Here is a 16,515-nt window from a genome sequence, read left to right as displayed (position 1 = left end):
TCGTCACGATGGGCAGACGGCTCACCTTATCGAGGAGGCCTCAGATGAAATCGACACGCTGGTTACTCTCCGCGCTTGCGCTCGCAAGCGCTTGTGCCTGGGCTCAGGGCTCGGGCCCGACCGATCCGCAGATCGCCGCGATCGTCGTCGCCGCGAACCAGGCCGATATCGACGCCGGCAAGCTCGCGGAATCGAAGACACATTCGAAAGACATCAAGGCATTTGCGCAGCAGATGGTCAACGACCACACGGGCGTCAACAAGGCCGCTGCCGATCTCGTGCAGAAGCTCGGCGTCAAGCCCGAAGCGAATTCCACCAGCGACAGCCTCAAACAGGGAAGCGAAACGAACATCGCAAACCTGAAGCCGCTGCAAGGCGCGAAGTTCGACCGCGCGTATATCGATCACGAAGTGACCTATCACCAGAACGTGATCGACGCGCTCGACAAGACGCTGATTCCGAGCGCGCAAAACGCCGAGCTGAAAGCGCTGCTGGTGAAGGTCAGGCCCGCGTTCGTCGCGCATCTGGAGCACGCGAAGATGGTGCAGTCGTCGCTGCCGCAGGCGCAATGAGCCGCGTGCGCGATGCCGGGCGCTGCGCGTGCGCGCTGGCGTTGTTTGCCGCCGCAACGCCTACGCTGGCGGGCACCTATGTCGTGACGATCGAGCAGATGCGCTTCAATCCGCCGACACTGACCGTGCATCGCGGCGACGAAGTCGTGTGGGTCAACAAGGATCTCGTCGCGCACACGGCGAGCACCGACGCGAAGGGCTTCGATTCGCAGAGCATTGCGCCCGATGCGTCATGGCGCTACAAGATAGAGAAGCCTGGCCGCTATGCGTACCGCTGCATCTTTCATCCGACGATGCATGGCACGCTGATCGTCGAGCCGGCGCCATGACAGCATGTGAATACGTGAGGAACGACACGATGGACGGCACGATCGCCGATATCCGGACGAAACCGCAGACGAAATCACAGAACAACGCGCTATCCGATGACGACGCGGATATCGTGCGCCGCATCGTAGCGGGCGAGCGCACGGCGTTCGAGCTGCTGATGCGCCGTTATAACCGGCGTCTGTATCGGCTCGCGCGCGCGACGCTGCGCAACGATGCCGAAGCGGAAGACGCATTGCAGGACGCGTACCTGAACGCGTACCGCGCGATCGCGCAGTTTCGCGGCGATGCGCAACTCTTCACGTGGCTGTCGCGTCTCGTGCTGAACGAATGCTTCGCGAGAATGCGCCGCGATGCGCGCCGCCAGAACCTGCTTCCGATGCTGCACGATTGTCCCGACGACGAGCAGATGTCCACCGACATGCACACAATGAACGCCCATCACGACAGCGCCCCCGATCATGCGGCCGCTCGCGCTGAAATGCGCGCGCTACTGGAACGCAAACTCGACGCATTGCCTGCCAGTTTTCGCACCGTGTTCATGCTGAGATCCGTTGAAGAGATGAGCGTCGAAGAAACGGCGCAGTGCCTCGACATTCCCGAAGCCACCGTGCGAAGCCGTCATTTCAGGGCTAAAGTGTTATTGCGTGAATCGCTCGCCGAGGAAGTCGAGAAGATCGGTCCGGAAATCTTCGAATTCGGCGGCGCGCATTGCGATCGCATCGTTGCAACGGTGCTGGAGCGGTTGCGGGATTTGTAGCGACTGCTGTGCTCGGGACCCGAGTAAGCGCTGAAGCGCTAACGCCGGGTCGACCGCTCTGCGTGGGACCCGAGTAAGCGCTGAAGCGCTAACTCGGGTCGACTGCTGTGCTTGGGACCCGAGTAAGCGCTGAAGCGCTAACTCGGGTCGACAGGACAAAGATCATGGCGCGAGGAAGTGGCTTGTTCATGTGCGTCATCATCGCCGGTGCGCTCGCCAGCGTGAGCGTGCACGCGCAGCAACAGATACGCATCGAATCGGGCACCTACGGCGCGAATTGCGGCGCAGCGCCCGGCAACGCCACACGTGACCTGGCAAGCCGTTGCAATTCACATGCGACCTGCCGCTACATCGTGAACGCGAAGCTCGACGTCAAGCCGCATCCGTCATGCGCCGCTGACTTCATCGCCGAATGGTCGTGCGACCATCGCGAGTTTCATCGCGCGATGCTGAGCGCCGGAGCAGGCAACGGCAGTTCGTTGATGATCACGTGCGTGCCTTCAACAGGCGCGGGCAAATAACACATAAGCGAACGATTCAGAGATCGAGCGTCAGGCTCGCGCTCTCCCCTTCGGCGACGGGATGCGCCATGCAGATCAACGCGCAGCCGTCCTCGACTTCGGCTTCCACGGCGCTGTCATAAGCGAACTCGCCCGACAACACCTTCGTCGAGCACGTGCCGCACATGCCCGAGCGGCAACTCGACTGCGCTTCGATGCCGTTCTTTTCCGCGAATTCGAGCAGGCTGCCGTGCTTCGGCCGCCATTGGATCGTGCGTCGCGAGCGCGCGAACGTCACCGGCGCGCCGCCCTTTTCATCTTCCGTTGCCGCCGCATGCTCCGCCGTTCGAGCGCCAGCAGGTGTGCGCTTCACGCTCGCGGGTCCGAACGCTTCGAAGCGAATGCGCTCGTCGGCGACATTCAATGCGCGCAGCCCTTCGTACAGTTCGCGCATGAACTGCTCGGGGCCGCAAAGATAGAAATCGTAGTCATCGAAAGGCAGCGTGCGTTTCAGTTCGGCAATGCTCACACGGCCTCGCGTCACGCCATCGGCAGACGCGCTCCCGGCGCTATTGAACAGATGCATCGACACGAACGGATTTCGCGCGGCGATCTCTTTCAGATGCGCACTGAACGGACGCTCGCGATCGCTTCTCGCGCCATGAAAGAAGAACACGGGCTTCGCATGCGCTGCGTCGCCGGTGCGCGTTTGCAGGTCGTGATGCAGCATCGCGATCATCGGCGTGATGCCGATGCCGGCGGAAATGAACACGGCCGGGCGCGGGCTGGCCGCATCGTAGACGAACGCGCCGCGCGGCGCCATCGCTTCGATCTCCATGCCCGCCGCGAGATGATCGTGCAGCCAGTTCGACGCCACGCCCTCGCGCTTCACGCTGATCCGGTAACGACGCGGATCGTGCGCATCGGAGAGCGTGTAGGTGCGCGTCAACGGCGCGTCGTGACCATCGGCGGGAACGCGAATCGGCAAGTACTGTCCCGGCCGATACGCGGCCAACGGTGCGCCGTCCGTCGATTCGAAATAGAACGAGCGAATCGACGGCGTTTCTTCGACGACGGCCGCAATCTTCAGCTTGTGCCACGGCGACGCGGCCTCCTTGCTCTGCTTGCTGTCAGTATTGAGCGCCGCGGCGAATTGCGGCGCGTATTCGACCTCGGACCAGCGAAACGGCAGCACGCGCTCGCTGCGACGCACCTCTTGCACATGAAAGCGCACGAGCCGCTCGGCGCCTTCGAACGCTGTCAGTTGGGGACCTTGCCAAATGATTTCGGCGAGCACGGCGAGATACAGCAGATCGCCCGTCGCGAAGTCGATGAAGAGCAGCCCCGCACGCGGATCGTGTAGCAGATTGCCAATCGTGTTGAAGAACTTGTTGCCGCTGAAATCGGGCGTGGTCAGCGTAGACGCATCGTCGATGCGAACGAAGCCCGGCGCGCCGCCGCGATGCGAGACGTCGACGCCGCGCGCAAAACCCGCATCGTCGGCCGTGTTCGCGCTCGCGATGTAGAACGTGTCGGCGCGCGAGAGCAACGCGCGGTCCGCGTCGTTCAGTTGCGTCGCGATCTCTTGCGGCGCGTGTGCCGCATTCGCAGCGCGTTCGATGAACGTCGGCTTGCGGCCCTGGATGTATTTCGCGCAATTGCCGAAGCTCTGGCTCACTTCGAGCGTGACGGTGCCGCCATCGACAGCCGTGACGACGCCGTTGACCCGGTTGCGCCGCCGCGTATGCGGCTGAATGCCGAGCCCGCCGATCAGCGCGCCTGTCTGCCAGTGTCCGTCGAGCGGATCGCCGGGCAATGCGCCACCGTCGATGCGCAGCGTGCGTGCATCCGGCGACGACACGAAGCCCGGCTCGCCGACGCGCACAGTCGCCCATGGCTGCCCGCTCGCATCGACGCCGCCGAAAATCATGAACGGCTGCTGCGCGTAAAACTCGCGATGCTGATCCGGCATGTAGCGGCGAATGCCGCGACGGCCCAACGAATTCGCCTGGCTGTCCACGCCTGCGAGCCGCTGCGCGGCCAGTTCGTCGGCATGAAACGGCGACGCTTCGATGCCCCAACCGTTCAGAGGAATGAAATCGGACATGATGCGGCTCCCGCGATGCAATACGTACGGCGCGTAACGGCGATGTGAATCAGACAGGCCGTGGAAACATCACGCGGCAAGCAAGCCCGCCTTCGTGACCGGCATCGCGACGAAACGCGGCAGCGCCTCGACGCGGCGCAGCCACGCACGGATGTGCGGATACGGTTCGAGCGACACGCCGCCTTCCGGCGCATGCGCGATGTACGTGTGCGCAGCGATATCGGCGATCGTCACGTGCTCGCCGGCGGCGAACGGCTTCGTCGCGAGCTCGCGGTCAATCACGTCGAACAGCCTCGCCGCAATGCGCTTCGCCGTTTCGTGATCGAGCGGCGCGCCGAACACGGTCACAAGCCGCGCCGCGCACGGACCATACGCAATCTGTCCCGCCGCCAGCGACAGCCAGCGCTGCACGGCAGCCGCTCCGAGCGGATCGTCGGGCAACCACGATGCGTCGCCGTAGCGCTTCGCCAGATACACGAGGATCGCGTTCGAATCGAACAGCGTCACGTCGCCGTCCTCGATGGTCGGCACCTGGCCGAACGGGTTGAGCGCCAGATACTCGGGCTTGCGATTGTCGCCCGCGCGCATGTCGAGTTCGATCACTTCGAACGGCAGATCGAGCAGAGTCAGGAACAGCTTCACACGATGGCCGTGACCCGATAGCGGGGTCGTGTAAAGACGGATCGGCTTGGCGGGCTTGGCGGGCTTGGCGGGCTTGGCGGGCTTGGCGGGCTTGGCAGCGTGCATCGAAGGCTCCGGGGTTCGGTCGCGATGGACAGTGAATGGACAATGAATGCGCGGTGAAACGACAGCATCAGGTTAGCGTGCGTTGCCCGCGAGCAGAAGGCTGATAAGCTCGAAAACATAATCCTTCGAAAGTGGACAATCGATCATGGCCGACGTGCGCGACGTCAACCTGAACCGGCTGGCCGTCTTCGTCGCCGTCGTCGAGGCGGGCTCGCTGACGGCAGCCGCCGCGCGCCTCGGGCTCGCGAAGACGATGGTCAGCACGCACATGCAGCGGCTCGAAGCGGAAGTCGGCGCGAGCCTGCTCGCGCGCACGACGCGGCGGCTCGGCGTCACCGAGGCGGGCCGTGCGTTCTACGACGCGAGCGTCAAAATCCTGCGCACCGCTGAGGAAGCGCTCGCCGAAATCGGCGGCGAAGAAGCGCCCGTGCGCGGCACGCTGCGCGTCAGTTCGCCGATCGACTACGGCACGCTTGCCGTCGCGCCCGTGCTCGTCGAACTGCGCCGCGCGCATCCGCAACTCGATATCGAACTGCTGTGCAGCGATCACTTCGTCGATCTGATTGCGGATGGCATCGACGTCGCGATTCGTCTCGGACGGCTCGCCGACTCCAACTATCGCGCGGTGAGGCTGGGCAGCTTCGAGAAGTGGGTCGTGGCGAGCCCGCAGTTCATCGAAACATGCGGCGAGCCGCGCACGCCCGCCGAGTTGCCCGCGCTGGAGTTCGTCGCGCTGACCGTGTTGCCGCATCCGCAGACGCTCGATTTGCGCCATACGGATGGCAGCGCGCAAAGCGTGCGCTGCGAGAACGCGTTTCTCGTCAATACGGCCGAGGCCGCGCGAGCCGCGACGCTCGCGGGCGGCGGCATCGGCCTGCTGACGGATTTTTCGATTGCCGCCGATGTCGCCGCGGGACGGCTCGTGCGCCTGTTGCCGGAGTGGTCGACGGAGCCCGCCGGCATTCAGGCCGTCTTTCCGCCGACGCAGCACACGCCGCCGAAAGTGCGCGCGCTGATCGATACGTTCAGGACGCATCTCGCGCGCAACGAGTGACGATTGCGTATTAGCGACGCGGTGAGCGGCGACGGCCGCTGCACGTGCGGTCAGCGCATGGGGTCGTCTGTCTGCGCGTATTGGCTGAGCGTCGCGAGATAGGAAGCCGGGGCATCGTCAGCGCGTGGCTGCTCGGCGTTGCGGCGCGCGAGCGCGCGGACAGTCGCGAGGAGCGCGCGCGGAAAACGGCGGACGTCGAGCGCCACGCGCCCCCACCACGAATTGACGCTCTGCACCGTCCAGCAATACGTCCGGTTGCCGCGCGACCAGAATGCCTTAAAGTGCTCGGAGCCTGTGCCGAAGTCGAAGTCCAGTTGCCGCTCGAATGCCCATCTGGCGACATGCTCGACCCCGATCAGTCCCGGCGACCACTTCGAGCAGTCGGGATCGAAGCCGGAGATGATGCCCGACACGCCGCGCGTATCCGTGCAGAAGATATTGGCGGCGACGGGTCGGTCGTCGAGCGTGACGACGAGGAGTCGCGCTGCGCTTAGCGTTCGCGTTACGGTTTCCGTTGCGTCCGAGGTCAACCAGGCTACCAGAAAGTTGCGGTAATGCGCCGAGTCGAGCCAATGGCCGCGCTTGTTCACGCGCGAACCCCAGTGACGCTTCCAGTCGAGCATCGCATCGACGGACTCGGCGATTCGCACCGTATCGAACGAATGGACGAGCAGCACATCGACTTTGCCCGCCTTCGACATGCGCTGCTCCGCCTTGCCCGGCTTCTTTTTGTGCAGCGTGCCGAGCGAATCGCAAAAGCCCAGCCAGTCATAGCGGCGGCTTTCCGTGCCGAGCTGCGCGGTGTACGCGTCGACGCGCTCGCGGATCACGGGACGATGCGCATTCGCGATGAGCCCGCAAAGCGCCGTGTCTTCGGGAACATAGGGCATGTGGATGAAATCGGCACCGCAGCGCGTGCGCGCGACACGCCATGCGCCTTCGACCCACGCTGCCGTGTGTGCGCCGTCTTCGACGAGCACGCGCGAGTAGCCCGCCGATTCGGGGCTGAGCGGAATCAGATAGGTCCATAAGAGCCAGCGGCGATACGTGACAAGCGGCCAGACCATGACGAGCCTGCCGGCGTCGCGCCGCACGATGCAGCGCAACGACCTGCCGTTTGGCTTTGCGATCTGCTCCCAGGCAATCCAGCAAAAGTCGAACGACTGATTGTGCAAGCCTCTCGCGCGGGCCCACAATTCGTCCCATTCGGCTTGCAGCGCACGCAACGCGTTTTCGTCGGTGACGATCTCGTACTGCGAATCCGAATCCGTGTGCTTCATCGATGCCTCACGAGAGACAGCCGCACGCGCGTCGCGTGGGAACGCTTCGGGCGCAGCGGCGCCGGGTGTTGGCTAGCATGCGCGTTTGGATCGACAGGATGTGTGCGTGGGCGCACGGTTGCAGGCGATTGGAAAGGGGCACGGCCAGACCTTCTTGCACGGGCTTGGGCGATCATTTCGATCTCCGCCTTTCCGTACCGGAAATCATCCATCAATCTGTACAGGTACTGTACCGGCTTCCGTCGCTACACTGTCGCAAACCGACATTCTCGCGGAGCCGTCCGATGTCCTTCGAAACCTTGAGCGCCCTGCCCGCCGGCATCCTGTTCGCGCTCGTCACGACCATCACGCCCGGGCCGAACAACACGATGCTTCTCGCCTCGGGCGTCAACTTCGGTTTCCGCCGCACGCTGCCGCACATACTCGGCATCAGCGCGGGCGTCGCGCTGCTGATGCTGTCCGTGGGTTTCGGTCTCGGCGAGGCGTTCCGGCGCTTCGCGGTGCTGTACACGGTGCTCGAAGTGCTGAGCGTCGCGTACCTGCTGTATCTCGCGTGGAAAATCGCGACCTCGGGCCAGATGCAGGTAAAGAAAGGCGAGCGCCGGCCGATGCGCTTTCACGAAGCCATCGCCTTCCAGTGGGTCAATCCCAAAGCGTGGATGATGGTGCTGACGGCCGCGACCACGATTCACCTGAGCGCCGACTTCGGCACGAACGCACTGCTGATGGCCGTGCTGTTCTACGTGATCGGCTTGCCATGCATCTCGTTGTGGGCCGCGTTCGGCACGGCCATGCGACGCGCGCTGTCGAAGCCCGCTTATCTGCGCACGTTCAACGTCGCCATGGCGCTGTTGCTGGTGGCCTCGCTGTATCCGATCGTGCTGCGCTTTTTCGCGTAGCGCGCTGCGCTCCGCCGCATTCGCCCGTGTTCGCCGCGCGCGGACACCGTGCAATTTCTTCCAGCCTGGTGTCGTTTTTTGCCTGACTGTCGCGCGCCTCAAACGTCCCCGTTTCCCGACTGCCGTGTTCGCGATCAGACAGTAGAATAGCCGCGTTATCACCCCTGACGTCACGAGCGCGGGCCGCGCCATCCGAACCGATCCATTCAATGAGCATCGGCGTTCATCGGGCTCGCAAATTGCTCCCAGACGCAGGATATCCGCAAGGCAAATTTCCCGGCGCTCGTGCGCGGCACGCAGCGCCGGATTCGCCATTGACGAACGCAGACCGCGCAGGTCGGAGGCGTTGCACATGGACGCAAATGATTCGCCGGACCGCGAGAGCGGCCCCCGGCAACCGCACGACACCAGCTTTTTTCCGTATGACAGCGAAGACCCGCAAGCTCCGCACTACAACTGGGTGCAGATCTGCCTGATCTCCGCGATGGGTCTCGCCGTCGGCGTAATGGGCACGGCTGCCTATGTGATCTGGTTCAGCCGCGATCAGCAGACTTACAGCGACGCCGTGCAGGCGGCGAAGCGCCCGCCGCCGTCGGCTGTCGCCGTCATACCCGACGCCGAATCGGCTGTCCCCGCGCGCGCCGCGCTGCCGACAAACGCCGTGACGGGCCGCGTGATCCCCGCAACGCCGACGTCGCAGCCGCGCTACGCCGAGGCCGGCCAGGCCAATGAGGCCAATCGCGCGCTGGCTTCGGCGCAAGCCTCCGACGATGCAGTCGATCCCGCCGACACTGCCGATGCCACCGATCCCGCCGACGCCGCCGCCGCCGACGATTCGCAGCCGGCCGCGCGTTCCGCACAAGCCGCGGTGCCCAGTTCCGCTGCTCGCGCCGACCGTGGCAAGCAGGCGGCCGTCGCGAACCGCCACGCGCCGCAACGCGCGAAGCCCAAGCAAACGTTCGTCTCCCGGCTGACGGCGATGTTCCGCAAGGTCGCCTACCATCGCGGCCGCGAGCGAAACAACCACCTCGATCCGTATTCCCATCCTTGACCGGGCGGCGTGGAGGAGACCATCACGCCGTACCATCCTCCTCGCCCGCGCTGGCGTCCGCAGCCCATCGCGGTCGGCATGGCCGCGCTGGTGTGCCTCGTGATCGGGCTGGTCTTTATCGCGATTCAGGTCAGGGCGCTCTACTCGGATCACTTTCAGCAGCAATACGCCGCGCTCGTGCTCGAAGCCGTCGAACGCACGGAGCACGCGCGCAACGCCGCAGCCCTGCTGAAACGGATTGCGCCTGCAAGCGCGCCGCCCGCCGCGAACGAGGCCGACTATCAGCAGGCGCTGAACGAACTGCACGCGAGCGTCGCTGCACTCGACGCGCTGATCGCCTCCAGTCCGATTCCCGCGCCCCGCCTGTGGCAATCGACTGATACGGCGAACAGCATCGACGACATGAAGCGCGCGCTCGCCGCCACCGAGGACTATTGGCGCGCGCGCCGCGACAGCATCAGCGCCGACGTCCGCACGCGCACGCTGCGCGTCGCCAGCGTGCTTGCCGTGCTGATGGTCGTGGTGGCGGGCGCGTTGCTCGCGGCGCTTGTCGTGTTCGCGCGGCGTCATCGGCGTCTCGCGGGGCTGACGCATCAGTTCCGGCATGCGGCGCAACACGATGCGATGACGGGCCTGCCGAACCGCCAGCAATTGCTCGCGCGGCTCGAACAGCTCGCGGCCGATCGCACGCCCGGAAAGTGCGCGGTGCTGTTCATCGATCTCGATGGCTTCAAGCAGGTCAACGACACGCTGGGCCACGGCGTCGGCGATGCTTTTCTGATTGCCGTCGCGCAGCGCTTTCGCCAGTCGCTGCGGCCGGGCGATTTTGTCGCGCGAATCGGCGGCGACGAATTCGCGGCGCTCGTGTCGGGCTTCGGCAGCGATAGCGAGCTTGCGTGCATCGCCACGCGCCTGATGAACTGCGTCGGCGATACCGATGCGCAGATGGGCCTCGCCCTCGTGCGCGCGAGCGTCGGCATCGCGACGTTTCCGGATCGCGTCGCCGATCACCGTCTGCTCGTCGCGGCCGCCGACGGCGCGATGTACGAAGTCAAGCGCAGCGGCAAAAACGGCTACGCGTTCGCCGCCCGTTCGATTCCGGGCGCGTGATCCGCGCACGCAGACCCCGCCATGCAACGCCCGGCGCGGTACGCGCGTGTGCGATCGTCAGAATTTGCAAATCCCGATCAACTTCCGTGCGGCGCTGCCGTTATACGGAATCAGCAGGGCGACGGGGTGCGCTGCGACTTTGCGAACGGATCGGCAATGGCGGCAGCAAGATGCTAAACGTGCGCCACATGCGTATTCGTTCTCTGAAGCACGAACGCACGATTTGGGCGAAATCGGCTCAAGCTTTTCAATTGGCTGTCGATAGCGCAGGGTATGGAAAAGAAACTCGCACAACGAATCGTCAGCTCCGCGCACCGCGCGGCTGAAGCGATCGCAAACGCCCGCACGGATCTTCCCGAAGTCCAGCAGGACCAGTTGTACAGCCGCGTCTTTATCGGGCTGCTGGAAGACAACGTTGGCGCGGAACACATCGTCGAGCTGATCGACGCGCTCGCGCGGCCCTGACGCCGCGCGCGTCTTTGGTCAAATCACGACGCGAGACCTTCGCATGCTTTTCACACCGCAACGTCGCGGCCGATCCGTTCGATGAAGCGCCACAACGCGTCGTCCGTGGAATGCGGGACGTTGAAGCGGAACCACGCGCTCGGCGCATCGTCGGGACGGAAGTAAGAGCCGGGCGCGAGCCAGATTCCGTCCGATAAAGCCGCCGTCGCGATCTCGCCGGCGCGCTCGGGCTCGATGGGCAGGCGCGCGAACAAAAAGAGCCCCGCGCGCGGCCGGTGAAACACGTCGAGGCCCAACGCATCGAGCCGCTCTTCGACCGTCGCATGCGCGACGCGCAGCCGGTCGTTGACCTGCTCGACGTGGCGCGCGTAACGGCCTTCGTGCAGCACCTTGTCGACGATCCGCTCGATCGCCTCCGACGACGTCAGCCCCACCGCCATCTTCGTGCGCGCCAGCTCACGCAGCACATCGCGCTCCGCGACGACATAGCCGCAGCGCAGCGCGGGCGTCACGGTCTTCGAAAAGCCGCTGATGTACAGCACGCGCCGCAAGCCTTCCATCGCCGCGAAAACGGGCGCGCCAGGCGCGCAGAGTTCGCGGCTCACGTCGTCCTCGATCACCCACATGCGATTGCGCTCGGCGATCTGCAGCAGCCGGAATGCGGACGCCATCCCATACGCCGCGCCCGTCGGGTTCTGCAAGGTCGTGTTGACGAAGATCGCTTTCGGATGATGCTGTTCGACGATTTTTTCGAGCACGTCCGTATCGACGCCCGCCGGCGTGCGCGGCACGCCGATCACGGTAAGCCCCGCGAGCTTGAGGATCTGCAGCAGATTGCAGTAGCCGGGATCTTCGACCACGACGGCGTCGCCCGCGCGCAGCAGCGTCCGCACGATCAGATCGAGCGCCTGCGTCGCGCCTTGAGCGAGCAGCACGTTCGACACGTCGACGGGCAGGCCGCGCCGGTCCATCTGCTCGGCGATCTTCGCGCGCAGCGGCGCGAAGCCATACGGATGCCCGTAGTCGCCGAGACGCGCGGCGGGCACGCGGCTCATCGCGCGAAACGCGTGCTGCATGCCCGTTTCGTTGATCCACTCGTTCGGCAGCCAGCCGCCGCCCGCCTTGATCGGCACGGAATGGTCGGCGAACACGTCGGACAGCAGCCACGTCGCGGTGAGGCTCGGCGGCTGCCAGTCGACGGTGCTCGAATGCGCGGCCCGCGAGTGCGGCGCGACACGATAACCGGAGCCGCGCCGCGCGATCACGAGCCCCATCGACACGAGCCGGTTGTACGCCTCCGTCACCGTGAAGGTGCTCAGCGAGTGCGACTGCGCAAGCTGCCGCACCGACGGCAGCAGTGCGCCCGCGCGCAGCGCCTGCGTATCGATCGCATGCGCGAAGCCTTGCACGACCTGCTCGACGAGCGTCGGCGCGGAACGGCGGTCACGGTCCAGTTCGAGTTCGATCATTTTCAGCGTCAAGACAGGGCGGCGGCTCGTGGCTCGTGTCACATCATCACGCGCGGCCGGTAACAGCACAGTCGATGCGATTCGGCCAGCACAGTTAGCAGCGCAGTGAGTCAACTGTTTATGTCCGTCATTTAACCTCGGACGCTACAGTTTCGCTACCCATTCGAGGAGAAACCCATGACTTCGCGCCCCGTCATCGACGACCTGTCGAGCTTCTGGATGCCGTTCACCGCCAACCGTCAGTTCAAGGCCGCGCCGCGCCTGCTGGAATCGGCGAAAGGGATGTACTACCGCTCGACCGATGGCCGCGACGTGCTCGACGCATGCGCGGGCCTGTGGTGCGTGAATGCGGGCCATGGCCGCGACGAGATCGTCGCCGCCGTGCAGAAGCAGGCCGCCACGCTCGATTTCGCGCCGACGTTCCAGATGGGCCATCCGCTCGCGTTCGAAGCGGCGTCGAAGGTCGCGGAACTGATGCCCGAAGGGCTCGACCGCGTCTTCTTCACGAACTCGGGCTCCGAGTCGGTGGACACCGCGCTGAAAATCGCGCTCGCCTACCACCGCGCGCGCGGCGAAGCGCAGCGCACTCGCCTGATCGGCCGCGAGCGCGGCTATCACGGCGTGGGCTTCGGCGGCATTTCCGTCGGCGGGATCGCGCCGAACCGCAAGACGTTCTCGGGCGCGCTGCTGCCGTCCGTCGATCATCTGCCGCACACGCACAACCTCGAACACAACGCGTTCTCGAAGGGCCAGCCCGCGTGGGGCGCGCATCTCGCCGACGAACTCGAGCGCATCGTCACGCTGCACGATCCGTCGACGATCGCCGCCGTGATCGTCGAACCCGTCGCGGGCTCGACGGGCGTGCTGATTCCGCCGCAGGGCTACCTGCAGAAGCTGCGCGACATCTGCACGAAGCACGGCATCCTGCTGATCTTCGACGAGGTGATCACCGGCTTTGGCCGTCTGGGCGCGGCGACGGCGAGCGAATACTTCGGCGTGAAGCCCGACCTGCTGACGATGGCCAAGGCGATCAACAACGCGGCCGTGCCGATGGGCGCCGTCGCGGCGAGCCGCACGGTGCACGACACGATCGTCAACAGCGGCGCGCAAGGCGCGATCGAGCTGTTCCACGGCTACACGTATTCGGCGCATCCGCTCGCGGCCGCCGCGTGCGTCGCAACGCTCGACCTGTATCGCGGCGACGGGCTGTTCGAGCGCGCGGCGTCGCTGGCGCCGAAGTTCGAAGCCGCCGCCCACGCGCTGCGCGATGCGAAGCACGTGAAGGACATCCGCAATCTCGGGATGGTCGCGGGCATCGAACTGGAGCCGCGCGACGGCGCGCCGGGCGCTCGCGCATACGAGGCGTTCGTCAAGTGCTTCGAGGCGGGCGTGCTGATCCGCTTCACGGGCGACATTCTGGCGTTCTCGCCGCCGCTGATCATCGACGAAGCGCAGATCGACCAGGTCTTCCAGACGGTGCGCAACGCGCTGGCTTCGATCCAGTAAGTCCTTGCGCCGCGCCGCCGCTTCGTCAGTTTCATGACGAACGCGGCGGCGTTTCAACACACACGCTAGTGATGCGCGCGCGCAGCCCGCGTATGCGCGGCCTTCTTCGCGGCGGCTGAACGGCCCGCTGCGCCCTTCGTCGCGGCAGCCTTTTTCGCGGCGGCCGAGCGGCTTGCGGCCGGACGCTTGGCCGCTGCCGTCTTCGCCTGCTTCGACAGCGCTTCCTTCGATGCACCGCGTCCGCTTTCGCGCTTCAGCACGGACTCGGAGACGCGCGAGCGCTTGGCCGTCGATTCGCTGCTCGGGCGGCGTGCCGCCGTCTTCTTGCCCGTCGTCTTGGCAACAGCCTTCTTCGCCGCCGTGCGCTTCGCCGCTGGCGACTTCTTCTGGCCTGCTGCCGTATCGGCGGCGGCCTTCTTGCGGGTGGCTTCGCTCGTCGTCCCCGCCTTTGGCTGCTTCAGCGGAACGCCCGCGCGACGTGCCTTCGACAGGCCGATCGCGACCGCCTGTTTCGCCGATTTCACGCCGTGTTTGCCTTCGCGCACGTGCTCGACTTCTTCCTTCACGAACTCGCCGGCCTGAGTGCTCGACGACTTGCCGGCGCGCTTGTCGGCGGCGGCTCGCTTGAGGGTTGCTTTTTCAGGCATGACAGTGCTCCCGTTTGACTGGTGGCCTATTCATGCCAGCAACGTGTGTGCCTTACCCGTCCGAAGCGGCGAATCCCTGCGTTTTCCGCTATTCCGGCGAATCTGCGTGGGAAAGCATGCGCAAATTGCAGGCTGCGTTGAAGCAGGAACAGAGCAATAGACGCTGACTCTCTGCGCAACAGAGGCTGCGCGATGCGCGCCGAGCGTCTATGGTTTACGTGAAGGCACGTGAAGGGCTGGCACGACGACCCGGCCCGCCGGGAGACGCCTCATGAATACACCGACAGTCAGGGCAGGCACGCACATCGAAGGCATCCACTGGATCGCGGAGTATGTCGAGGACGTGCACGAGATCCGCATCTTCCGCGAAGGGCAGGAAGTGGATGTGCACGACGCGCCGTCGACACTCTTCGGCGACGAAGAAAACGCCGGGTCGAAGAGCTGTGCGGATCATCGCGCGGCGGAAGCGGCCGTGCTCGCGTATCTGCGGCACTTCGTGGCCGAGCACGATGCGGAGGAGTGACACCGCGCGTAGTGACACCGAGTCGTGACACCGGGTCGTGACGTCCTGCGCCGCGCGTAAAGAAAAAGGCCAGCCGCGCAATGCGCATGGCCGGCCTTCGTGGTGCGCCTTCCTCAGCGCCTTCCTCAGCGCCTTCTGCAGTGCCTTTTGCAGTGCCTTCTGCAGTGCCTTTTGCAGCGCCTTTCATTCGGATTCATCCGGCGCCAATCAGCGTTATTCGGCGGGGCGCAGCTTCTTCACTTCCGCATCCGACGGCTGCACGCTCGCGCCGTCGATATAGCGATACGACGTCATCACGCCCTTGCCGTCCTTCAACGCGGTCACGCCGACGAACGCGCCCATCGTCGACTGGTTGTCCTGCGGCCGATAGGTGATCGGCCCAAACGGCGTATCGACATGCAAGCCCTTGAACGCGGCTGCGAGCTTGTCGGAATCGGTAGAGCCGGCCTTTTTGATGCCGTTCGCGATCGACATCAGTGCCGCGTAGCCGACCACCGAGCCCAGACGCGGATAGTCGTGATACTTCGCCTGATAATCGGCGACGAACTTCTTGTTCGCGGCCGTATCGATCGAATACCACGGGTAGCCCGTCACGATCCAGCCGGCGGGCGCTTCGGCGCCGAGCGGATCGAGATAATCGGGTTCGCCCGTCAGCAGCGACACGACGCTGCGATCCTTGAAGAGCCCGCGCGTATTGCCCTCACGGACGAACTTGCCGAGGTCCGCGCTGAACAGCACGTTGAAGATCGCGTCGGGCTTCGCATCGGCGAGCGCCTGCACGGTCGCGCCGGCGTCGAGATTGCCGAGCGGCGTCGCCTGCTCGGTGACGAACTCGACGTCGGGCTGCGCAGCCTTCAGCAGCTTCTTGAACGTCGCCACGGCCGACTGGCCGTATTCATAGTTCGGGTACACGAGCGCCCAGCGCTTCTTTTTCAGCTTCGCCGCTTCGGGCACGAGCATCGCGACCTGCATGTAGGTCGACGGACGAAGACGGTACGTGTATTTGTTGCCATCGGCCCAAACGATCTTGTCGGTCAGCGGCTCGGCGGCGAGGAAGAAAATGCGCTTCTGTTTCGCGAAGTCCGTCAGCGCGAGACCCGTATTCGACAGATAGCCGCCGAACAGCAATGGCACCTGCTCGCGCGCGATCAGTTCCTGCGCGACGCGGATCGTGTCGCCGGGATTGGCGTTGTCGTCGCGCGAAACCACTTCGAGCTTCTTGCCGAGCACTCCGCCCGCGGCGTTCACCTGATCGAGCGCGAGATTCCAGCCGTTCCGGTACGGCATCAGAAAAGCGGGCTGCGCCTTGTAGCTGTTGATTTCGCCGATCTTGATCGTCTGCTGTGCAAACGCAGCCGTCGCCGTCAGCGACAGGGTCAGCGAGACAGTCAGTGAAGCGGTCATGCGAGAGATCCAGGCTGCGCGCGAGGTCATGCGTAACTCCGTTTATTGTCAGTTGAGCGATACGGCGAGACGAGACGAACCCAGGCCGCCGGAC

The 16,515-nt window shown here is 65.0% G+C and carries 17 protein-coding genes; 11 read left to right on the top strand and 6 right to left on the bottom strand.

Annotated elements, in window-relative coordinates; translation table 11 throughout:
• Positions 1–44 precede the first annotated feature (44 nt).
• The 4 genes from BMW76_RS06305 to BMW76_RS06290 all read left to right on the top strand — a co-directional run bounded on the left by BMW76_RS06305 (position 45) and on the right by BMW76_RS06290 (position 2,180).
• Positions 45–572 (top strand): DUF4142 domain-containing protein, encoded by a 528-nt coding sequence (locus tag BMW76_RS06305; RefSeq protein ID WP_090864179.1) that lies wholly within the window; start codon positions 45–47, stop codon positions 570–572.
• Positions 569–901, top strand: coding sequence for a cupredoxin domain-containing protein (locus BMW76_RS06300; RefSeq protein ID WP_090864177.1), 333 nt, complete (start codon positions 569–571; stop codon positions 899–901). The genes BMW76_RS06305 and BMW76_RS06300 overlap by 4 nt, the downstream gene beginning before the upstream one ends.
• Positions 898–1,659, top strand: coding sequence for an RNA polymerase sigma factor (locus tag BMW76_RS06295; protein WP_245763124.1), 762 nt, complete (start codon positions 898–900; stop codon positions 1,657–1,659). Before BMW76_RS06300 ends, BMW76_RS06295 begins: the two co-directional genes overlap by 4 nt.
• 164 nt (positions 1,660–1,823) lie before the next feature.
• On the top strand, positions 1,824–2,180 hold the full coding sequence (locus tag BMW76_RS06290; RefSeq protein ID WP_090864173.1) for a hypothetical protein: 357 nt from the start codon (positions 1,824–1,826) through the stop codon (positions 2,178–2,180).
• A gap of 16 nt (positions 2,181–2,196) precedes the next feature.
• Here BMW76_RS06290 and BMW76_RS06285 read toward each other — a convergent pair whose 3' ends face one another.
• Entirely contained in the window at positions 2,197–4,266 is a 2,070-nt protein-coding gene (locus BMW76_RS06285; RefSeq protein ID WP_090864171.1) for a 2Fe-2S iron-sulfur cluster-binding protein, read from the bottom strand.
• Positions 4,267–4,335: 69 nt separating this feature from the next.
• Complete coding sequence (locus tag BMW76_RS06280; protein WP_090864169.1) at positions 4,336–5,013, bottom strand: glutathione S-transferase family protein; 678 nt, start codon at positions 5,011–5,013, stop codon at positions 4,336–4,338.
• 145 nt (positions 5,014–5,158) lie between these two features.
• On the opposite strand from BMW76_RS06280, the gene BMW76_RS06275 reads away from it, so the two are divergent.
• Positions 5,159–6,067, top strand: a complete 909-nt coding sequence (locus BMW76_RS06275) for a LysR family transcriptional regulator (protein WP_090864167.1) — start codon at positions 5,159–5,161, stop codon at positions 6,065–6,067.
• A gap of 50 nt (positions 6,068–6,117) precedes the next feature.
• On the opposite strand, the gene BMW76_RS06270 is transcribed toward BMW76_RS06275, so the two are convergent.
• Positions 6,118–7,347, bottom strand: a complete 1,230-nt coding sequence (locus BMW76_RS06270) for a GNAT family N-acetyltransferase (RefSeq protein WP_090864165.1) — start codon at positions 7,345–7,347, stop codon at positions 6,118–6,120.
• 284 nt (positions 7,348–7,631) lie between these two features.
• On the opposite strand from BMW76_RS06270, the gene BMW76_RS06265 reads away from it, so the two are divergent.
• The 4 genes from BMW76_RS06265 to BMW76_RS06250 all read left to right on the top strand — a co-directional run bounded on the left by BMW76_RS06265 (position 7,632) and on the right by BMW76_RS06250 (position 10,872).
• Positions 7,632–8,246, top strand: coding sequence for a LysE family translocator (locus BMW76_RS06265; protein ID WP_090864163.1), 615 nt, complete (start codon positions 7,632–7,634; stop codon positions 8,244–8,246).
• Between the two features lie 352 nt (positions 8,247–8,598).
• Positions 8,599–9,297 (top strand): hypothetical protein, encoded by a 699-nt coding sequence (locus BMW76_RS06260; RefSeq protein ID WP_090864160.1) that lies wholly within the window; start codon positions 8,599–8,601, stop codon positions 9,295–9,297.
• 9 nt (positions 9,298–9,306) lie between these two features.
• A complete protein-coding gene (locus BMW76_RS06255; protein WP_090864158.1) occupies positions 9,307–10,407 on the top strand; it encodes a GGDEF domain-containing protein in 1,101 nt (366 codons plus the stop codon).
• A 273-nt stretch (positions 10,408–10,680) separates the two neighbouring features.
• Positions 10,681–10,872 carry a hypothetical protein gene (locus tag BMW76_RS06250; protein ID WP_090864156.1) on the top strand — a complete coding sequence of 64 codons (192 nt, stop codon included), beginning with the start codon at positions 10,681–10,683 and terminating at the stop codon, positions 10,870–10,872.
• 50 nt (positions 10,873–10,922) lie between these two features.
• Here the strand turns inward: BMW76_RS06250 and BMW76_RS06245 are convergent, their stop codons facing one another.
• Positions 10,923–12,341 carry an aminotransferase-like domain-containing protein gene (locus tag BMW76_RS06245; RefSeq protein ID WP_090864359.1) on the bottom strand — a complete coding sequence of 473 codons (1,419 nt, stop codon included), beginning with the start codon at positions 12,339–12,341 and terminating at the stop codon, positions 10,923–10,925.
• Positions 12,342–12,518: 177 nt separating this feature from the next.
• On the opposite strand from BMW76_RS06245, the gene BMW76_RS06240 reads away from it, so the two are divergent.
• Positions 12,519–13,847 carry an aspartate aminotransferase family protein gene (locus BMW76_RS06240; protein ID WP_090864153.1) on the top strand — a complete coding sequence of 443 codons (1,329 nt, stop codon included), beginning with the start codon at positions 12,519–12,521 and terminating at the stop codon, positions 13,845–13,847.
• Positions 13,848–13,912: 65 nt separating this feature from the next.
• Here BMW76_RS06240 and BMW76_RS06235 read toward each other — a convergent pair whose 3' ends face one another.
• Positions 13,913–14,494: a DUF6496 domain-containing protein gene (locus tag BMW76_RS06235; protein WP_090864151.1), complete on the bottom strand. Its 582-nt coding sequence runs from the start codon at positions 14,492–14,494 to the stop codon at positions 13,913–13,915.
• Between the two features lie 271 nt (positions 14,495–14,765).
• On the opposite strand from BMW76_RS06235, the gene BMW76_RS06230 reads away from it, so the two are divergent.
• The gene (locus BMW76_RS06230; RefSeq protein ID WP_087735112.1) at positions 14,766–15,017 is read left to right on the top strand and encodes a hypothetical protein; all 252 of its coding nucleotides are present in this window, start codon (positions 14,766–14,768) and stop codon (positions 15,015–15,017) included.
• 213 nt (positions 15,018–15,230) lie between these two features.
• Here BMW76_RS06230 and BMW76_RS06225 read toward each other — a convergent pair whose 3' ends face one another.
• Complete coding sequence (locus BMW76_RS06225; RefSeq protein WP_090864149.1) at positions 15,231–16,451, bottom strand: ABC transporter substrate-binding protein; 1,221 nt, start codon at positions 16,449–16,451, stop codon at positions 15,231–15,233.
• Between the last annotated feature and the right edge of the window lie 64 nt (positions 16,452–16,515).

It is taken from the genome of Paraburkholderia diazotrophica (assembly GCF_900108945.1).
Taxonomy (GTDB): Bacteria; Pseudomonadota; Gammaproteobacteria; order Burkholderiales; family Burkholderiaceae; genus Paraburkholderia; species Paraburkholderia diazotrophica.
Note: the sequence above shows the minus strand (reverse complement) of the source record. Positions and strands in the feature narration are given on the sequence as shown.